General features: G+C 71.5%; 16 protein-coding genes. 11 read left to right on the top strand and 5 right to left on the bottom strand.

Translation table 11 applies throughout. The annotated features are described in order from the left end of the window. Positions 1 to 135: 135 nt before the first annotated feature. Complete coding sequence (locus ACLJPL_RS06285) at positions 136 to 642, top strand: flavin reductase family protein (protein ID WP_411079682.1); 507 nt, start codon at positions 136 to 138, stop codon at positions 640 to 642. Positions 643 to 661: 19 nt separating this feature from the next. Here the strand turns inward: ACLJPL_RS06285 and arfB are convergent, their stop codons facing one another. Further along, entirely contained in the window at positions 662 to 1,096 is a 435-nt protein-coding gene (gene arfB / locus ACLJPL_RS06280) for an alternative ribosome rescue aminoacyl-tRNA hydrolase ArfB (RefSeq protein ID WP_097869985.1), read from the bottom strand. A gap of 264 nt (positions 1,097 to 1,360) precedes the next feature. Here arfB and ACLJPL_RS06275 point away from each other — a divergent pair, with 264 nt between their 5' ends. Continuing rightward, entirely contained in the window at positions 1,361 to 1,936 is a 576-nt protein-coding gene (locus ACLJPL_RS06275) for a TerD family protein (RefSeq protein ID WP_128845762.1), read from the top strand. Positions 1,937 to 2,205: 269 nt separating this feature from the next. Continuing rightward, entirely contained in the window at positions 2,206 to 3,909 is a 1,704-nt protein-coding gene (locus ACLJPL_RS06270) for a M4 family metallopeptidase (protein ID WP_411079681.1), read from the top strand. A 147-nt stretch (positions 3,910 to 4,056) separates the two neighbouring features. Here the strand turns inward: ACLJPL_RS06270 and ACLJPL_RS06265 are convergent, their stop codons facing one another. Then, positions 4,057 to 5,487 (bottom strand): M1 family metallopeptidase, encoded by a 1,431-nt coding sequence (locus ACLJPL_RS06265; RefSeq protein ID WP_411079680.1) that lies wholly within the window; start codon positions 5,485 to 5,487, stop codon positions 4,057 to 4,059. Positions 5,488 to 5,848: 361 nt separating this feature from the next. Here ACLJPL_RS06265 and ACLJPL_RS06260 point away from each other — a divergent pair, with 361 nt between their 5' ends. Together ACLJPL_RS06260 and ACLJPL_RS06255 are read left to right on the top strand one after the other, a co-directional pair. Continuing rightward, entirely contained in the window at positions 5,849 to 6,376 is a 528-nt protein-coding gene (locus tag ACLJPL_RS06260; RefSeq protein WP_411079679.1) for a hypothetical protein, read from the top strand. 35 nt (positions 6,377 to 6,411) lie between these two features. Beyond that, positions 6,412 to 6,837, top strand: a complete 426-nt coding sequence (locus ACLJPL_RS06255; protein WP_411079678.1) for a hypothetical protein — start codon at positions 6,412 to 6,414, stop codon at positions 6,835 to 6,837. A gap of 235 nt (positions 6,838 to 7,072) precedes the next feature. Here the strand turns inward: ACLJPL_RS06255 and ACLJPL_RS06250 are convergent, their stop codons facing one another. Beyond that, positions 7,073 to 7,630 carry a GlcG/HbpS family heme-binding protein gene (locus tag ACLJPL_RS06250; protein ID WP_411079677.1) on the bottom strand — a complete coding sequence of 186 codons (558 nt, stop codon included), beginning with the start codon at positions 7,628 to 7,630 and terminating at the stop codon, positions 7,073 to 7,075. Between the two features lie 351 nt (positions 7,631 to 7,981). Here ACLJPL_RS06250 and ACLJPL_RS06245 point away from each other — a divergent pair, with 351 nt between their 5' ends. The 4 genes from ACLJPL_RS06245 (at position 7,982) to ACLJPL_RS06230 (ending at position 12,328) form a co-directional block, all read left to right on the top strand. Beyond that, positions 7,982 to 9,301, top strand: coding sequence for a sensor histidine kinase (locus ACLJPL_RS06245; RefSeq protein WP_411079676.1), 1,320 nt, complete (start codon positions 7,982 to 7,984; stop codon positions 9,299 to 9,301). After that, complete coding sequence (locus ACLJPL_RS06240; protein ID WP_411079675.1) at positions 9,298 to 9,954, top strand: response regulator; 657 nt, start codon at positions 9,298 to 9,300, stop codon at positions 9,952 to 9,954. Before ACLJPL_RS06245 ends, ACLJPL_RS06240 begins: the two co-directional genes overlap by 4 nt. 437 nt (positions 9,955 to 10,391) lie before the next feature. Beyond that, the gene (locus ACLJPL_RS06235) at positions 10,392 to 11,081 is read left to right on the top strand and encodes a helix-turn-helix domain-containing protein (RefSeq protein WP_411079674.1); all 690 of its coding nucleotides are present in this window, start codon (positions 10,392 to 10,394) and stop codon (positions 11,079 to 11,081) included. Positions 11,082 to 11,263: 182 nt separating this feature from the next. Then, positions 11,264 to 12,328, top strand: a complete 1,065-nt coding sequence (locus ACLJPL_RS06230) for a methyltransferase (protein ID WP_411079673.1) — start codon at positions 11,264 to 11,266, stop codon at positions 12,326 to 12,328. 126 nt (positions 12,329 to 12,454) lie between these two features. Here ACLJPL_RS06230 and ACLJPL_RS06225 read toward each other — a convergent pair whose 3' ends face one another. After that, positions 12,455 to 13,339 (bottom strand): hypothetical protein, encoded by an 885-nt coding sequence (locus ACLJPL_RS06225; RefSeq protein WP_411079672.1) that lies wholly within the window; start codon positions 13,337 to 13,339, stop codon positions 12,455 to 12,457. 101 nt (positions 13,340 to 13,440) lie between these two features. Here ACLJPL_RS06225 and ACLJPL_RS06220 point away from each other — a divergent pair, with 101 nt between their 5' ends. Further along, positions 13,441 to 13,938 (top strand): hypothetical protein, encoded by a 498-nt coding sequence (locus ACLJPL_RS06220; protein ID WP_411079671.1) that lies wholly within the window; start codon positions 13,441 to 13,443, stop codon positions 13,936 to 13,938. Positions 13,939 to 13,980: 42 nt separating this feature from the next. Here the strand turns inward: ACLJPL_RS06220 and ACLJPL_RS06215 are convergent, their stop codons facing one another. Further along, complete coding sequence (locus tag ACLJPL_RS06215; protein ID WP_411079670.1) at positions 13,981 to 14,694, bottom strand: pentapeptide repeat-containing protein; 714 nt, start codon at positions 14,692 to 14,694, stop codon at positions 13,981 to 13,983. Positions 14,695 to 14,970: 276 nt separating this feature from the next. Between ACLJPL_RS06215 and ACLJPL_RS06210 the strand changes: the two genes are divergently transcribed. Continuing rightward, positions 14,971 to 16,191 (top strand): NAD(P)-binding protein, encoded by a 1,221-nt coding sequence (locus ACLJPL_RS06210; protein ID WP_411079669.1) that lies wholly within the window; start codon positions 14,971 to 14,973, stop codon positions 16,189 to 16,191. The last annotated feature ends 92 nt before the right edge of the window (positions 16,192 to 16,283 follow it).

Genomic DNA, 16,283 nt, shown 5'->3' with positions numbered 1-16,283 from the left:
GGTCGGGCCGGAGTCCTAGGACCGGCTTGGTCCCCTGGTCCGATGCGGCCTCCCGGCGCGCACGGTTAGCGTTCCTGTGTGCTCCAGACGACGCCCCCCACCCCGCGCCCCGAGCCCATCCCCCATGCTGAGGGGGTGAGCAACGACGAGTTCCGCGCAGCACTCGCGCGGCTGGCCGCCGGAGTGGTGCTGGTCACCGCCCAGGAGCCGCCGCTCGACGAGACCGGTCGCGGCGAGGACGTCGGGATGACGGCCACCGCCTTCATGTCCGTGTCCCTGGACCCGCCCCTGGTGATGGTGAGTCTGCGCAACGACTCCCGGATGGACGACCTGCTGGCCGAGCAACCCCTCTGGGCCGTCTCGGTCCTGGCGGCGAGCCAGCGGCACATCGCGGGGCGGTTCGCCATGAAGGGCCGGATCAGCGACCGCCTGCTGTTCGAGGACGTCGCGTACGTACGGGGCGAGGTGACGCACGCCCCTCTGATCGGCGGGGCGCTGGCGACGCTGGAGTGCCGTACGGAGCAGCGGGTGGTGGCCGGTGACCACACCCTGGTGATCGGGCGGGTGCTGACGGCCGAACTGCCGAGCCCGGACGGGGACCCGCTGACGTACTTCAAGGGGCGCTACCGGCAGCTGGGGTAACGGGGCGTGCGGCCCGCCGTCACCAGTCCCGGCCGGAGCGGCCGCGCTTGGTGTCGCCGCGCTGCTTCTTCTCGCGGAGCCTGCGCTCGTTGATCCCGCGCGGGATCTTGCGCTTGATGCGCGGCTTGGGCGGCGGCGCCGTGGCCTCGGCCAGGAGCGCGGCGAGCCGGACGGCCGCCGTCTCGCGGTTGCGCCACTGGGAGCGGTGCTCGGACGCCCGTACGGAGACGACTCCGCCCACCAGCCTGCTCGCGAGGCGCTCCAGCGCCCGCGCCTTCCACACCTCGGGGAGCGCGTCGGTAGCGGCGAGGTCGAAGCGCAGCTCCACCTGGGAGTCGCTGGTGTTGACGTGCTGGCCGCCGGGCCCGGAGGAGCGCGAGAAACGCCACATGAGCTCGGCCTCCGGGAGGGAGACCGAGCCGCGGATGACATAGGGCCCGGACATGACACCCATGTTCCCCGCCCCGGACGTCGTTCGTCACCTTCTTTTGCGCCTGATCCCCCGGGGAGCACTCCCGCCTCTTCAGTCAGGTCTCTTCAACCAGGTCTCCTCAGTCAGGTCTCTTCAGGAGTCTCCTCAGGAATCTCTTCAGGAGGAAGTTCGGCAAAGAAAGTAAAGCGAACAGGAACCTCGTGGTCTGCTGGTTGCGTTATGACGGGTGACGGTAGCTTTCGTGATGGCACGAAGGCCCGCACACGACGAGGAAAGGGACATCCCATGGCTGTAAGCCTGTCCAAGGGCGGCAACGTCTCGCTCACCAAGGAGGCCCCGGGCCTGACCGCCGTCACGGTCGGCCTCGGCTGGGACGTCCGCACCACCACCGGCACCGACTTCGACCTCGACGCCTCGGCGATCGCGGTCAACGCGGCGGGGAAGGTCGTCTCGGACGGCCACTTCGTCTTCTTCAACAACAAGTCGACGCCGGACCAGACCATCGTGCACACCGGTGACAACGTCACGGGTGAGGGCGAGGGCGACGACGAGCAGATCAACGTCAACCTGGCGGGGCTGCCGGCCGACGTGGACAAGATCGTCTTCCCGGTCTCCATCTACGACGCCGAGACCCGCAGCCAGAACTTCGGCCAGGTCCGCAACGCGTACATCCGCATCCTCAACCAGGCGGGCGGCACCGAGATCGCCCGCTACGACCTGAGCGAGGACGCCGCCACCGAGACCGCCATGGTCTTCGGCGAGCTCTACCGCAACGGCGCCGAGTGGAAGTTCCGCGCGGTCGGCCAGGGTTACGCCTCCGGCCTGAGCGGCATCGCCCGCGACTTCGGCGTCAACCTCTGACCCGAGCGACACCACAGTCCCACGGGAGCCCCCGACCGCGCGCAGGCGGTCGGGGGCTCCCGTGCGTGACGCGCCGCCAGTTCAACCCGTCGCCGGGTGCCGTGAAATCGTGTCACTCCACCGAATACCGGACGCCCGAGTGCCCCAGCCGGACAAGAACTGGTCAAAAACTTGTGAGGTAATTGTCAGCACACCGTCAATTCCGCTCGTTCGGTGGCACGCTCTCCGCTCGTAGTCCCCCCCCACAGGACGACCAACGGAGAACACACGTGAACCTCCACCACTCCACCCCCCACACTCCCAACACCTCTGACACCTCCAACACCTCTGACACCTCCGGCACGAAGGCCCGTGCGGCCCGTCGGCTCGCAGCACTCGCGGCCGTCGCCGCGATGGTGGTCGCCGGGGTCCAGACCGGATCGGCGGTCGCCACCCCCGGCGCCGACGACGCTCCCAGCGCCTCCGCAGCGCCCTCGACGGCGGCGGCGCTCGGCGTGAACCCCTCGGCCCAGCGCGCCACGGCCATCAAGTCGGCGCAGGCGGACGCGGCTTCGGCGGCGAAGACCCTGAAGCTCGGCGGCCAGGAGAAGCTGGTCGTCCGCGACGTCATCACCGACGCCCGGGGCACGGTCCACACCCGCTACGAGCGCACCTACGACGGCCTCCCCGTCCTCGGCGGCGACCTGGTCACCCACACCGCCCCGGACGGCAAGCTCAAGAGCGTCGACAAGGCGACGGCAGCGAAGATAGCCGTGGCCTCGACCACCCCGAAGCTGAAGCCGGAGGACTTGAAGCCGGAGGGCCTGAAGCCGGACGCGAAGAGCACGGCGGCCGACGCCCGTAAGGTCATCTGGGCGGGCGGCGGCACAAAGCCCGCCCTCGCCTTCGAGACCGTCAGGACCGGCGTGCGGAAGGACGGCACGCCGAGCCGCGTCCACACCATCACCGACGCCACCACCGGCGAGAAGCTGCACAGCTACGAGGCGATCGAGACCGGCACCGGCCACAGCCAGTACAGCGGCGAGGTCGAGCTCACCACCACCGAGGCCGGCTCGGGCTTCGAGCTGAGCGACGGCGATCGCGGGGGCCACAAGACGTACGACCTCAAGCAGGGTTCCTCCGGCACCGGCGAGCTGGTCACGGACGACGACGACACCTGGGGCGACGGCACCGGGACCGACCGGCAGACCGCCGCCGTCGACGCCCACTACGGGGCCGCGAAGACCTGGGACTTCTACAAGAGCGCGCTCGGCCGCGACGGCATCAGGGGCGACGGCAAGGCCGCGTACTCCCGCGTCCACTACGGCAACGCGTACGTCAACGCCTTCTGGGACGACAGCTGCTTCTGCATGACGTACGGCGACGGCGCGGACGACAAGAACGCGCTGACCGCCATCGACGTCGCGGGCCACGAGATGACCCACGGCCTCACCTCCGCCACCGCCGACCTGAACTACGCGGGCGAGTCCGGCGGCCTGAACGAGGCGACCAGCGACATCCTCGGCACCTCGGTGGAGTTCTTCGCCGACAACGCCTCGGACGCCGGGGACTACCTCATCGGCGAGAAGATCGACATCAACGGCGACGGCACCCCGCTGCGCTACATGGACCAGCCGAGCAAGGACGGCAGCTCGGCCGACTACTGGGACGAGAACCTCGGCGACCTGGACGTCCACCACTCCTCCGGCGTCGCCAACCACTTCTTCTACCTGCTGGCCGAGGGCAGCGGAAAGAAGACGGTCAACGGCGTCGACTACGACTCCCCGACCGCCGACGGCTCGACGCTGACCGGCATCGGCCGGGAGAAGGCGTACCAGATCTGGTACAAGGCGCTCTCCGTCTACATGACGTCCACCACCGACTACGCGGGCGCGCGGGTCGCGACCGAGAAGGCAGCGACCGACCTGTTCGGCGCGGACAGCGAGGAACTGAAGGCGGTCTCGGCCACCTGGACCGGGGTCAACGTCAAGTAGCCCCCGGCCGTACGGGGACGGCCGTACGGGACTTCGTATGCGGACTCCGTACGGGGACGCCGTACGCGGACTCCGTACGGGGACGCCGTACGCGGACTCCGTATGGAGACGTCATACGGCGACGTCATACGGCGACGCGGAAGCCGGTCAGCCCTCCTCCACGGGCGGCCGGCTTTCGCCGTACAGCCAGGCGTCCCACAGGTCCGTGAGGTCCTGGCCCGTCTCCTCCTCGACGTACGCGATGAAGTCGTCGGTGGAGGCGTTGGCGTGCCGGTGGGCCTTCGTCCACCCCTTGACCAGGTCGAAGAACGCCTCGTCGTCGTCCATCTCCAGCCGGATGCGGTGGACGACCATCGCGCCGCGCCCGTACACCGGCGCGTCGGAGATGTTGACGGCGGCGGGCGGTTCGGCGGGCGGGAACTCCCAGTTGTCCTCGTCCTCGTACGCCTCGTCGAAGCTCTCCTCGACCGGTACGTCGTCGTGGTCGGCGGCCCAGAGCCACTCCGCGTACGTGGCGAAGCCCTCGTTGAGCCACATGTCCTGCCAGGTGGCGGGGGTGACGGAGTTCCCGAACCACTGGTGGGCCAGTTCGTGGACGAGGAGTCCGGTGTCGGGCGGGCCGGGGAAGACGGGCCGGTTCTGGGTCTCCAGGGCGTAGTCCGAGTCGCCCGTCCGCTCGACGATCGCCCCGGCGGAGGTGAACGGGTAGGGCCCGAACTTCTCCGCCGACCACTTCAGCACCGCCGGGATCTCGTCCAGCACGTCCTTGCTCGCGGCGGCCGACTTCGGGTCCACGGCGGTGAACAGCCGGATGCCGTCCGGCGTGACCGACTCCTGCGTGGTGAACCGGCCGACCGCGACCGTCGCCAGATAGCTCGCCATCGGTTCGGCGGTCCGCCAGTGGTGGGCGGTGCGGCCCTTCGCCGTACGCCGCGACACCAACTCCCCGTTGGAGACGGCCGTCAGCGGTTCGGGGACGGTGACCTCGATGTCGTACGCGGCCTTGTCGCTCGGGTGGTGGTTGCCGGGGAACCACGCCATGGAACCGGTCGGCTCCCCGAGGGCCACCGCGCCGTCCGCCGTGCGCAGCCAGCCCTCCTGCGAGCCGTCCGCGCCGGTGATGGTCAGCGGGGAGCCGGAGTAGCGCACGACCGTGGTGAACGTGCGCCCCTTGCGCAGCCGGTCCTCCACCCGGGCCGCCGGACGCAGCGTCAGCTCCTCGCCGGCCCGGTTCACGGCCGCCGGACGCCCTTCGACGGTGACGCTCTCCACGTCGAGCCCCGCCAGGTCGAGGTGGAAGGCGCTCAGGTCCTGGGTGGCGCGGGCGGTGATCGTGGCCGTGCCGCGCAGCCGGTCGGCGGCGGGGTCGACGTCGAGCTTCAGGCCGTAGTGGGTGACGTCGTAGCCGCCGTTGCCGAGCCCCCGGAAATACGGGTCGCGCACCCCGGCCGCGCCCGGTGAGCCTTCGACCCCGCCGGTGCAGCCCGCGCCGAGGAGGGCGAGGGCCAGAGCGAGGGGGAGCAGGAGCGGGGCGGGGGCGGGGGCGGGGCGGCGGGGGGCCGGGGGGCGGTGGTCCACGTGGTCGATCCTAGGAAGTGCGTGAGGGGTTGCGCGGGCAGGGCGTGAGGGGCCCACCGGGAGGACGGCCGTGCGGAGGGGTGGGTTGCCTGCTTCCGGTCGGCGGGTGCGGCAGGCGTCGGAGCCGCATGCCGCAGGCGTCGGAGCTGCCGGACAAATTAATGGCCTGTCACTTTTCGGACGCAAATAGCCACTTAATCGCGTCAGCGCCTCGATGCCCTTCTCTCCGGCCCGGTAGTTCGGAGTAGCTCAGATCTTGCTCAAGTTGCGTCAATTCCATTGAGGTGAACACGTCTTGCGTGATGTTATGCCGATCACGCCCTGGAACCTCAGGGCCAAAAGAACCGTCAAGGAGCGCACTATGTCACGCAGATTCACTACGGTCACAGCTGTCGCCTTTGCACTAATTCTTTCCGCGCCCACGGCCGCGCACGCCGCCGAGAGCAGCTCCGACTTCGGCCCGCAGGGCATCTGCGACGGCGGCTGGAAGAAGAACGTCTACGGCTACAAGTCCAAGCACCACGGCTCGGGCCCCATCTACAAGGACGGCCCCGGCGGCGAAATCTGGGTCAGCAAGATCAAGGCGGGCTCGACCAGCACGACGGTGGGCGGAAAGGTGGGCGTGGAAGCCACCTTTGCCGTCGGACAGGCCAAGGCCGAGATCAGCAGGGACACCGAGAAGTCGGTCTCCTGGAGCACCACCCACACCTACAAGAGGAAGATCGCCAGCAAGAAGTACGGAAACGTTCAGTACGGTTCCTGGGGTCACACGGCCACGTGGGAGAAGTACTACGAGCTCCCCAACTGCAAGAAGACCCAGCGCACGACCAAGGCCGTCAAGCTCGCCAACAAGAAGGTCGGCTTCCGTTACTGGGAGACGAAGTCCTGAACCGTGCTTCTGCGGTCGTGGCCGCGGTTGCTCTGGTGACGTTCACCGCCACCGCATGTGCGCAGGAGGCGGATGCGCCGCCTTCCGCGTCCCGCTCGCAGGCGGCCCCGTCACCGAGCCCGCTCGGCCCGCCCGAGCTGCGCCCCGGGCATGACCAGCTCACTTCGGGCTCCCATCGGGGGTCGGCGGATGTGGGCCCGGTCACGCTGCGCAAGGGCGTCAACTGGGTCGATGTCAACTGCCGTTCCGACAAGGAGCCGGAGTCTCTGACACTGACGCTGGACAGCGTGGGCTCTTTCACCATCGACTGCCCGAGTACCGAGGACCGGTTCAGCGTGAACGAGCTGAATCTGACCGAGGGGCGCGGGGACCGGTTGTCCATCGAAGTGGCGGATTCGGTGCAGTGGTACGCCAGCGTCCAGGCGGCCGACCCTGAAGCAAAGCAGTCCCCCGCTCCGTAAGAGCCGATGAGGTCCGACCCCGCGAGGGAGCGCGGCCGCGGGCTCCATCAGTCCGAGGCCGCGCACGGATGGGGCGACCGGCGCAGGAGAGGCGTTCCGCTCCCTCCGACCCTCGTGCCTCATCGCAACGGCCGGGCCCTCACGGGCCCGGCCGTTGTGGTTCACCGGTTCCGCCCGGCTCCGCGGAGCCCGTACGCAGCCGCTGCACGGGCGAGCTGGACCGCGCCCCGCGGGGCTACCGGGCGAGGGCCGCGACGCCCGCCCGGGCGAACTTCTCGTCGAGCTCGCCGCTGGGCGCGCCGGCCACGCCGATGCCCGCCACCGGGGCCCCCTTGACCTGCACCGGAGCGCCGCCCGCGAGGAACAGGGTGCCGGGGATGTCCTTCAGGTTAGGGGCCTGCTCCAGGCGCCCCGCCAGCTCGGAGGTGGGGGCGTTCCAGGAGACGGCGGTGTACGCCTTCTTCACGGCGGACTCGGGGGACTGCGGGCCCGCGCCGTCGCCGCGCAGCGTCACGATGGTGTTGCCGTTGCGGTCGACGACCGCGACGGAGACGCGCTGGTTCTCCTTCTTCGCGGCGTCCAGCGTGGCCTGCGCGGCCTTGGTGGCGGCGGCCGCGGTGAGGTGGGTGCTCTGCTGGAGGTTGCGGTTGTTCGTGTCGGCCTTGACCGCCGCTGCGGGGGCGGCGGCCGGGGCGGAGGCGCTCGCGGACACGGCGCCGAAGGTCCCGGCTCCGAGGGCGGCGACGGCGACGGTACCGGTGAGGACACGGGCGCGCAGCGACAGCTTCTTCATGGTGGCTCCTTGGTGGTTTCCGGGGCGGCCCGGTGACTGCCCGGGCGTTTCGCTCTCTGCCATCGATCCTCCCGGCGAACCCGGCCCCGTACGGTCGACGTACCGGCTGCAACGGCCGCGCGGGACGGCTGACGCCCCTGTCAGCCGAACGGCTGATGCGGGGGTGGCCGGACCGGGCCACCATGGGGGGATCTGCGCAGGTCAGTGCGGGGCAGCGCGGGTCAGTCCGGGTGAGTGCAGGTCAGTACGGGTGAGTGCAGGTCAGCGCGGGACAGTGCGGGTCAGCGCGGGTGAGTACAGGTCAGTGCGGGACAACGGGTCCGGCGACGCGGAACGCGAGGTGCGTACGAGGTGGAGCACGGCAGCGATCCGCGGCACGCGGACAGGGACGGGCCCACGACCTCCGGGACGAGCGGGCTCGCGGCCCCCGCACCGGGCTCCGTCTCCGACCCCGACGCCCGCTGGCTCGCGTTCCTCATGCACGCCGCGTTCTTCCTGCTGCTGGGCGCCTCGCTGACCCGGTTCCTGATGCGGCACCCGGGCGAAGCCCGTACGCCGTGGATCATCGCCCTGTCGATCACCCTGGCGGTGCTCTACCTCCTCGGTCCCGTCCTCGGCTCGCGCCCCACCCCGCGCCGGCTCGCCTGGCTCGGAGTGCTGGTGGCCGTCTGGATGGTGCTCGTCGTGCTCGCGCCGAGCTTCGCGTGGTGCGCGGTGCCGCTCTTCTACACCGGGCTGCGCATCCTGCCGCCGCGCGCGGCGCTCGCGCTCGTCGCCCTGCTGACCGCGTTCGTGGTGGCCGCGCAACTGCGCCTGGCCACCGGGTTCGACCCGAACCTGGTGCTGGCCCCGCCCGCCGTGGCGGCCGTCGCCACCGCCGTATTCGTCCATATGCAGCGCCAGGCCGTACGCCAACGAGAACTGGCGGCCCGCCAGCGCGAGCTGATCGACGACCTGCTGCGCACCCGGCGCGAACTGGCCGCCACCGAGCGGCGCGAGGGGACCCTCGCCGAGCGCCAGCGGCTCTCCATGGAGATCCACGACACCCTGGCGCAGGGCCTGTCCAGCCAGCAGATGCTGCTCCAGGCCGCCGACCGCACCTGGGCCGCCGACCCGGACGCCGCCCGCCGCCACGTCCGTACGGCCACCGGCATCGCGGAGCGCAACCTCGCCGAGGCCCGCCGCTTCGTCCACGACCTGGCCCCGGCCGACCTGGCGGAGGGCGGCGGCCTGGAGGCGGCCCTGCACGCACTCGCGGCCCGCGAGACGAGCCAGGCGCAGGGGGCGCTCACCGTCCGCTGCCATGTGGAGGGCGCCCCGCACGCCCCGCTGCCGGACCGGGTGCAGTCCGCCCTGCTGCGCATCGCGCAAGGGGCCCTCGCCAACGTACGGGAGCACTCCGGAGCCACCGCCGCCGGACTGACCCTGACCCACCTGGACGACCGGGTGGTCCTGGACGTCGGCGACAACGGCCGCGGCTTCACCGTGGAGCCGGCCGGGGCACGCGACGCACCCGCCGTACGCGGCCACGGGATCCCCGCGATCCGGGCCCGGGTGCACCAGCTCGGCGGCACGCTGACGATCGAGTCGGGCCCGGGCGAGGGCACGGTGCTCTCGGCCGAGGTCCCGCTCGCGCCCACCGCCCCGACGACCCCGGAGGACCCCACATGACCGGCGAGGCAACCCCGTCCGCCCCGGCCCCGGCCCCCGTACGCATCCTGCTCTGCGACGACCACACGGTCGTCCGCGCCGGACTGCTGGCCCTCCTCGGCAGCGAACCGGACATCGAGGTCGTCGGCGAGGCGGGCAGCGGCGAGGAGGCCGTGGTGCTCGCCGCCCGCCTCGCCCCGGACGTCGTGCTCATGGACCTCCAGCTCGGCGAGGGCATCGACGGCGTCGAGGCGACCCGCCGCATCGCGGCCGCCGGCACGGTCCACGTCCTGGTGCTGACCACGTACGACACCGACGCCGACATCACCCGCGCCATCGAGGCAGGGGCGACCGGCTACCTGCTGAAGGCCGAACGCCCGGAGGAGCTCTTCGCCGCCATCCGCTCGGCCGCCCAGGGCAGGACCACGCTCTCGGCCCCCGTCGCCAGCCGGGTCATGGCCCGCATGCGCAGCCCCCGTCCCACCCTCACCGACCGGGAACGCGACATCCTGGCCCAGCTCTCCCAGGGCCTCGGCAACCGCGACATCGCCCGGGCCCTGTTCATCAGCGAGGCCACGGTCAAGACCCACCTCGGCCGGATCTACGACAAACTCGGCGTCGACACCCGCGCGGGCGCGGTCTCGGTGGCGAAGGAGCAGCGGCTGCTGCCGTGAGCCCCGGGCGCGAGACGTGCCGGATCCGTGTCCCCCGGCGGCCTGACCCGCCGGGCGGACGAGCCCACGGAACTTTTGTCCAAGACAGCAGCGCCGAAGTCGGCGACGGTAAAGGCATGCACAGACATCAGGTGGGGGCCGCCGCCACGGATCGCGGTGCCGGGGACCGCGTGGATGGCGGTACCCGAAACGGTGTGGGTACCGATCGCGGTACCCGAAACGGTGTGGGTACCGATCGCGACACTCGAAATGGTGTGGGTACCGATCGCGATACCCGAAACGGTAGGGGTAGAGGTACGGGCGGCGACGCCCGGGACAGTAGGGGTACGGACGGCGACGCCGAGAACGGCTGGGAGGTCGCCCACCTCCTCGGCAGCCCGTCGCTCGACGGCGTCCGGATGGCCGGCTTCCGCGACCGTGCGGCCGGAGGACTGGACATGCAGGTGCTCCCCCAGCCCGCCGTGGTCGTCGTCATCGACCTCGGGGGCGGCGGCCCGCTCACGGTGGAGAGTGCCACGGGGGCCCGGCCCATGCGGAGCTTCGTCGCCTCGTTGTCGCCCGGGCCCGCCCGCATCCGGGGCGAGAGCGTCGAGTGCCTCGAAGTGAGCCTGTCACCCCGGACCGCGTACGCGCTGCTGGGCGTCCCCCCGCGCGAACTGGACGGGAGCGTCAACGGGCTGGAGGACCTGTGGGGGCGTGCCGCCCGTCGCCTCGGCGAGCGGCTGGCCGACGCCACGACGTGGCAGGAACGCTTCACGCTGACGAACGCGTTCCTGGCGGAGAGGGCCCCGGAAGCGCCGTCGATGTCGCCCGAGGTCACCGCGGCCTGGGCCACCATCGTGGCCCGGCGGGGCCGGGTGCGGGTCGACGACCTCGCCGCCGCCTTCGGGTGGAGCCGCAAGCGGCTGTGGTCCCGGTTCACCGACCAGATCGGCCTCACCCCCAAGCGCGCCGCCATGCTGGTCCGCTTCGACCACGCCGCCCGGGCGCTCTGTGCGGGCGAGAGCCCCAGCGCCGTCGCCGTGGCGTGCGGGTACGCCGACCAACCCCACCTCCACCGCGACGTGCTGGCCCTGGCCGGGTGCACGCCGCGCGCTCTGGCCGCCAGGAACACGTCCGCCGGCTGACGGCACGGCGACGGGCTGACGGCACGGCGACGGACTAACAGCAGGCCGACTGGCTGACCGCGCGTCGACGGGCTGACGGTACGGCGACGGGCTGACCGTGCGAACGCCCGCCGGAAGGGCGAGGCCCCGCACACGCGTGCCCGAACAGGTACGCGCACCTATGAAGAAAGCGAGCAACTCCCTTGACGAACACCGATGTTCAGACAGCAGACACCGCCGGTCGCGATCTGATCGCCCGGCTCGCGTTCGGAAGCATGGCGGCACAGACCCTGCGCGCGGCGGTCCGGCTGAAGGTGGTGGAACTGGTGGGCGACACACCGCGCCAGGCCGCCGAGGTGGCCGCCGACGCCGGAGCCGAACCCCAGCCCATGACTCGACTGCTGCGCGCCCTGGCCGGGCTCGGCCTGCTGCGGGAATCCTCCCCCGACTCCTTCTCGGTGACCCCTGCGGGCGCGCTCCTCCACTCCGGCCGCCCCGACTCGCTCGCCTCGTTCGTCAGGATGTTCACCGAGCCCTCGATCATCCGCGCCTGGGAGCACCTGGACAACAGCGTCCGCACCGGCGAGATCGCGTTCGACGCCTTCTTCGGCACCGACTTCTTCAGCCACCTCGCCCAACACCCGGAGCTGTCGGCGGAGTTCAACGCGGCGATGAGCCAGGCCGCTTCGGAGACCGCCGCCGCGCTCCCGCACGCCTACGACTTCGGCCGGTTCGCCAGGGTCACGGACGTCGGCGGGGGCGACGGCACCCTTCTGGCCGGTGTGCTCGCCGCACATCCGGGCCTCACCGGCGTGGTTCTCGACACGGCGGAGGGACTGGCCGGGACACCGCGCACCATGGCGCGGCACGGGCTGGAGGGGCGGTGCTCCCTGGTCGCCGGAGACTTCTTCCACGCGGTCCCCGGGGGCTCGGACCTCTATCTGATGAAGAGCGTCCTGCACGACTGGACGGACGACCAGGCGGTGACGATCCTGAGCCACTGCCGCGACGTGCTGCCGCCCGGCGGGCTCGTACTGATCGTGGAACCCGTGCTGCCCGAAGTCGTCGACACCACGGCCGACGTCACCGATGGCGGGATCACCTACCTGAGCGACCTCAACATGCTGGTGAACGTGGGCGGCAGAGAGCGCACGCGCAAGGACTTCGAGAACGTGTGCCGGCGCGCGGGCCTGTCCCTCACCTCGGTCACCCCACTCGCGGAGGCCGCACCGTTCGCGCTCATAGAGGCGGTGGCCACGGCCGGCTGACGGCGGGGGCGCGGCCCCGCACGCCAGAAGTCGGCGTTGCTGGAGTGCGCGCGGAGTGTGCGGAATGCGCCGGGTGCGCGCGGAGAGAAGAGAGAGCCTCCGCGCGCACCCGACGGTCAGTTGCGGTCAGTTCTCGTCGAGCACCGCGTCGGTGGTGGGCGCGGTGATGGCACGCTCGAACCACACGTCGAGCACGGCGAGGTCCGTGCAGGCGGTGATGCGCTGCCGGGCCTCCTCCGGCACCGCGACACCGCGCACCTCGAGAATCCGCAGGATGTCCTCGACGCGGCCTTCGACCCGGCCTTCCACGCGCCCCTCGTCGCGGAAGGATTCGGCGACGAAGCCACGGAAGTGACTGAGACCAGTGCCCATCAGGTTCCTCCAGAGCTCACGGGCCGGGGTGGCGCCCAGGCCCGCTTCGGTGAATTCGGCGAAGACCGCCGCGGCGTCGGCGTCCGTGGCCCGGAGGGCCTCGGCGAGCGCGTCCAGTATGGCAGCGATGTCGTGATCGTTACTATGGGTGATCGCGGAGAAGACAGCCATCGGGAGGTCTTCGGCGGCTCTCGCCGCTTCCGTGATCATCGGTACGTTGTGCGGACCGAGCACCAGCGGGAACACGACGAGGCTCGGGTGCTTCTCCAGGCCGATACGGATGGGCTCGGCCGCCCATTCCGCCGTTCCCTTGTCCCGGCAGACGACCAGCAGCACCGGTGGGTACCGGAACTTCGCGTAGAGATGGGCGAGGTAGTAGGCCCAACTGCTGCGCTTGTCCGGGTCCTTCCTGCCTTGGGCCTCGATCGCCAGCAGGATGCTGTCCCCGCCGGCCAGGTCGATGCGCAGCAGCGTGTCCACATGCCGTTCGAGCGGTCTGATCTCCGTGAGATCCGTGTCCATGAGCGACACCGCGACGGGTTCGGGAAAGGGAATGCCCAACGTGCGGAAGGCACTCGCGAATAACCCCGGACTCTTCTGAAAGATCCGATGATGAGCCTCGTGAGGCGAACTGACCATAGGCCGGAGACTAGAGACGGTCTGCATATGCGTGAGGCATATCCATCCCCGTTCACCCGATCGTGTCGGCCTGCCTCGACCGGGCATGACACCATCGATCCGTGCTCGACATCGGCTACTCCCTCTCCCGGCGCTTCCCCGATCCCCCGCAGACCGACTACCGCCGCGCGGACGTCCGCGCGCTGCGGCACGATCTGTTCTCGGGTGACGTCTACCTCGCGGACACCAAGGCGGACCGCGAGGTGTCCACAGCCTGGGGATGGGTTCCGGTGCTGGACTTCGCCTGGGCGCTGTGCGACATCGTGGAGCAGATCGACCAGGACCCCCGGGGCAACCGCTCGCACCGGCGGCAGTACGCGGAGCTGGACTTCACCGAGTCGTCGGACGTCATGATCTTCGAGCGGCGCTTCGGCTGGGTCGACGTCGAGGCGGACTGGATGCCCGGCGACGAGCCCCCGCTCACCTTCGGCCACTCCCTGCTGCGCCGCGAGGCCCGCGACTTCCTGCACGACCTGATCGCCGACCTGTCCGACCTGCACGACGGCCTCGCCGACAACCCGGTGATCTGGGACCTCCAGGCCCGCTTCCCCCGGATGTGACCACGGGGGACGGGCCTGACGTACGGGGCCTCCGTGGCCCCCTCACCCCTCCACCCGCACCCCGATCTGCGCCGCGAACGCCGGGGCCAGCTCCATCAGCTGTGCCGGGCTGATCACCGCCCCCGCCAGCCGGTCCACCCCGCGCGCGATGTCCAGCTCGGCCACCGTCCGCAGGTCCACCGACTCCATCCGCACCGCGCTGAAGTCGGCCCGCTTCAGCACGCAGTCCCGGAACTCCACCCGCACCAGGTGCGCGTCGCCGAAGTCCGGCTCGGAGAGCACGCAGCCCTCGAAGACCACGTCCTTCAGCCGGGCCTTGCGCAGGTTCAGGTAGTCGATCTTCCCGCCCCGCACCACCACCCGCTCCAGCACCGCCCCGTGCAGCTGCACCCCGCCCAGCCGCGCGTCCACCACCTCGACGTCCCGCAGCGACGCCTCCGCGAGGTCGGTGCCCACCCCCCGTACGCCCGTCAGCACCGAGTCGATGAAGCGCGCCCGCGCCAGCTCCGTACGGTCGAGGGCGCAGCCGTCCAGCGCGCAGTCCATGAACCGCGCACCCCGCCCGGACGCGTCCGCCAGGTCCACCCCGTCGAACCGCACCCCGTCGTAGTCGCCGTCCGGCTCCAGGCCCTCGCCCTCGTACGGAACGAGCGGCGGCAACCGCACCTCGGGACGCCGCGCCGCCGCGATGACGTCCTTCCCGGTGTTCTTCTTGCCCCTGGTCCTGCCCGCACCTGTTCCCGCACTCGCTGCCATGCCCCCCATCGTGACGCACCCCACTGACAACGCCCCCGGGCGGGCGCGCGATGGGACCACCCACTTCGCAGGCTGCGCCACCCGGCCGGGGGGGGCGGAAAGCGGCGCATGTGTGGCGTACGTACCTCCCCGATGTCACAACCCGACGCCCCCGACACGTCCTCCCAGCAGAACCCGCGAACAGGGCCAAGAGGCAGGAACGAGAAGCAGCAACAAGAAGCAGCGGCCCCGCACCCGGGGCCGAGCGACCATGGACCATGGGCAGAGGAGCCAACCATGCACCGCATCCACATCGTCGGCGGCGGCCTGGCCGGGCTCACCGCGGCCATCACCGCGGCGGAATCCGGCGCGCACGTCACCCTCCACGAATCCCACCGCGCCCTCGGCGGCCGGGCCAGGACCGGGGACGGGCCCCGTCGCACCAACGAGGGGCCGCACGCCCTCTACATCGACGGGCCCCACACCACCTGGCTCGCCAAGCGCGGGCTCCTCGGGCCGATCGCCTCCGTACCGCCCCGCGAAGCCCTCCGTTTCCGCTTCCGTCTGCGGGGAGCCCTCCGCGCCGTCCCGCCCCTGGCCATGCTGCGCCTCGGCCGGCGGCCCGCCGGGAGCGCGCCGGTGGACGCCGACTTCCTGAGCTGGGCGACCGGCGAGGTCGGTGAGGACGGCGCCAGGGCCGCCGCGCACTTCATGGGCGTCGCCGTCTACCACCACGACCCGGGCTCGCTCTCCGCCGCGTTCGTCCATGAGCGCTTGCGCCGGGTCGCCTCTTTCCCGCCCGCGGCCCGCTATCCGGTCGGCGGCTGGGGCCGGCTCGTCGAGCGGATGGCCGGCCACGCCCGCGGCCTCGGGGTCGCCGTCGAGACAGCCGCCCGCGTCGACACCCGTACGCTCGCCGACCTCGCCCGCACCGGACCGGTCGTCGTCGCCACCTCGCTCGACGCCGCCCGCGCCCTCCTCGACGACGCGTCCCTCACCTGGGAGAGCGGCCGCACCGTCCTCGTGGACCTGGCCGTACGCACGCGGCGCGGCGACGCGTTCGTGGTGTCGGACCTGGACGCGCCGGGCTGGGTCGAACGGTTCACCGCCCAGGACCCCGGCCTCGCTCCGGCGGGCGAGCAGTTGCTCCAGGGCCAGTTCCCGATCGGCCCCGACGCGCACCGGGCGGAGGGGACCGCCCGCGCCGAGGAGCTCCTCGACCTCGGCTTCCCCGGCTGGCGGGAGCGCACCACCTGGCGCACCGAGGCCCTGGCCGCCGGCCGCACCGGGGCCGTCGACCGCCCCGGCACCACCTGGCGGGACCGGCCCGCGATCGTCCGGGGCGACGGGATCTTCCTGGCGGGCGACCAGGTCGCCGCCCCCGGACTCCTCAGCGAGGCATCCTTCACCAGCGGCATCGAGGCCGCACTGCTCGCCGTAAAAGCCGCCGGAGGGCCCTCGCGACAGCCCTCCGGGCGGCCCACCGATCAGCGCGGACGGCCCTCAGGGCAGCGCTGACGACGCTCCGGACAGCCCTCCGATCAGCGCGGAGAGCCCCCAGGGCAGCGTGGACAGCCCTCCGGACAGCGTGGACAGCGCTCCGGATCAGA

Origin of the sequence: Streptomyces sp. cmx-18-6, assembly GCF_046548915.1 — a bacterium.
GTDB lineage: Bacteria > Actinomycetota > Actinomycetes > Streptomycetales > Streptomycetaceae > Streptomyces.
This window is presented reverse-complemented; position numbering and strand designations above follow the sequence as displayed.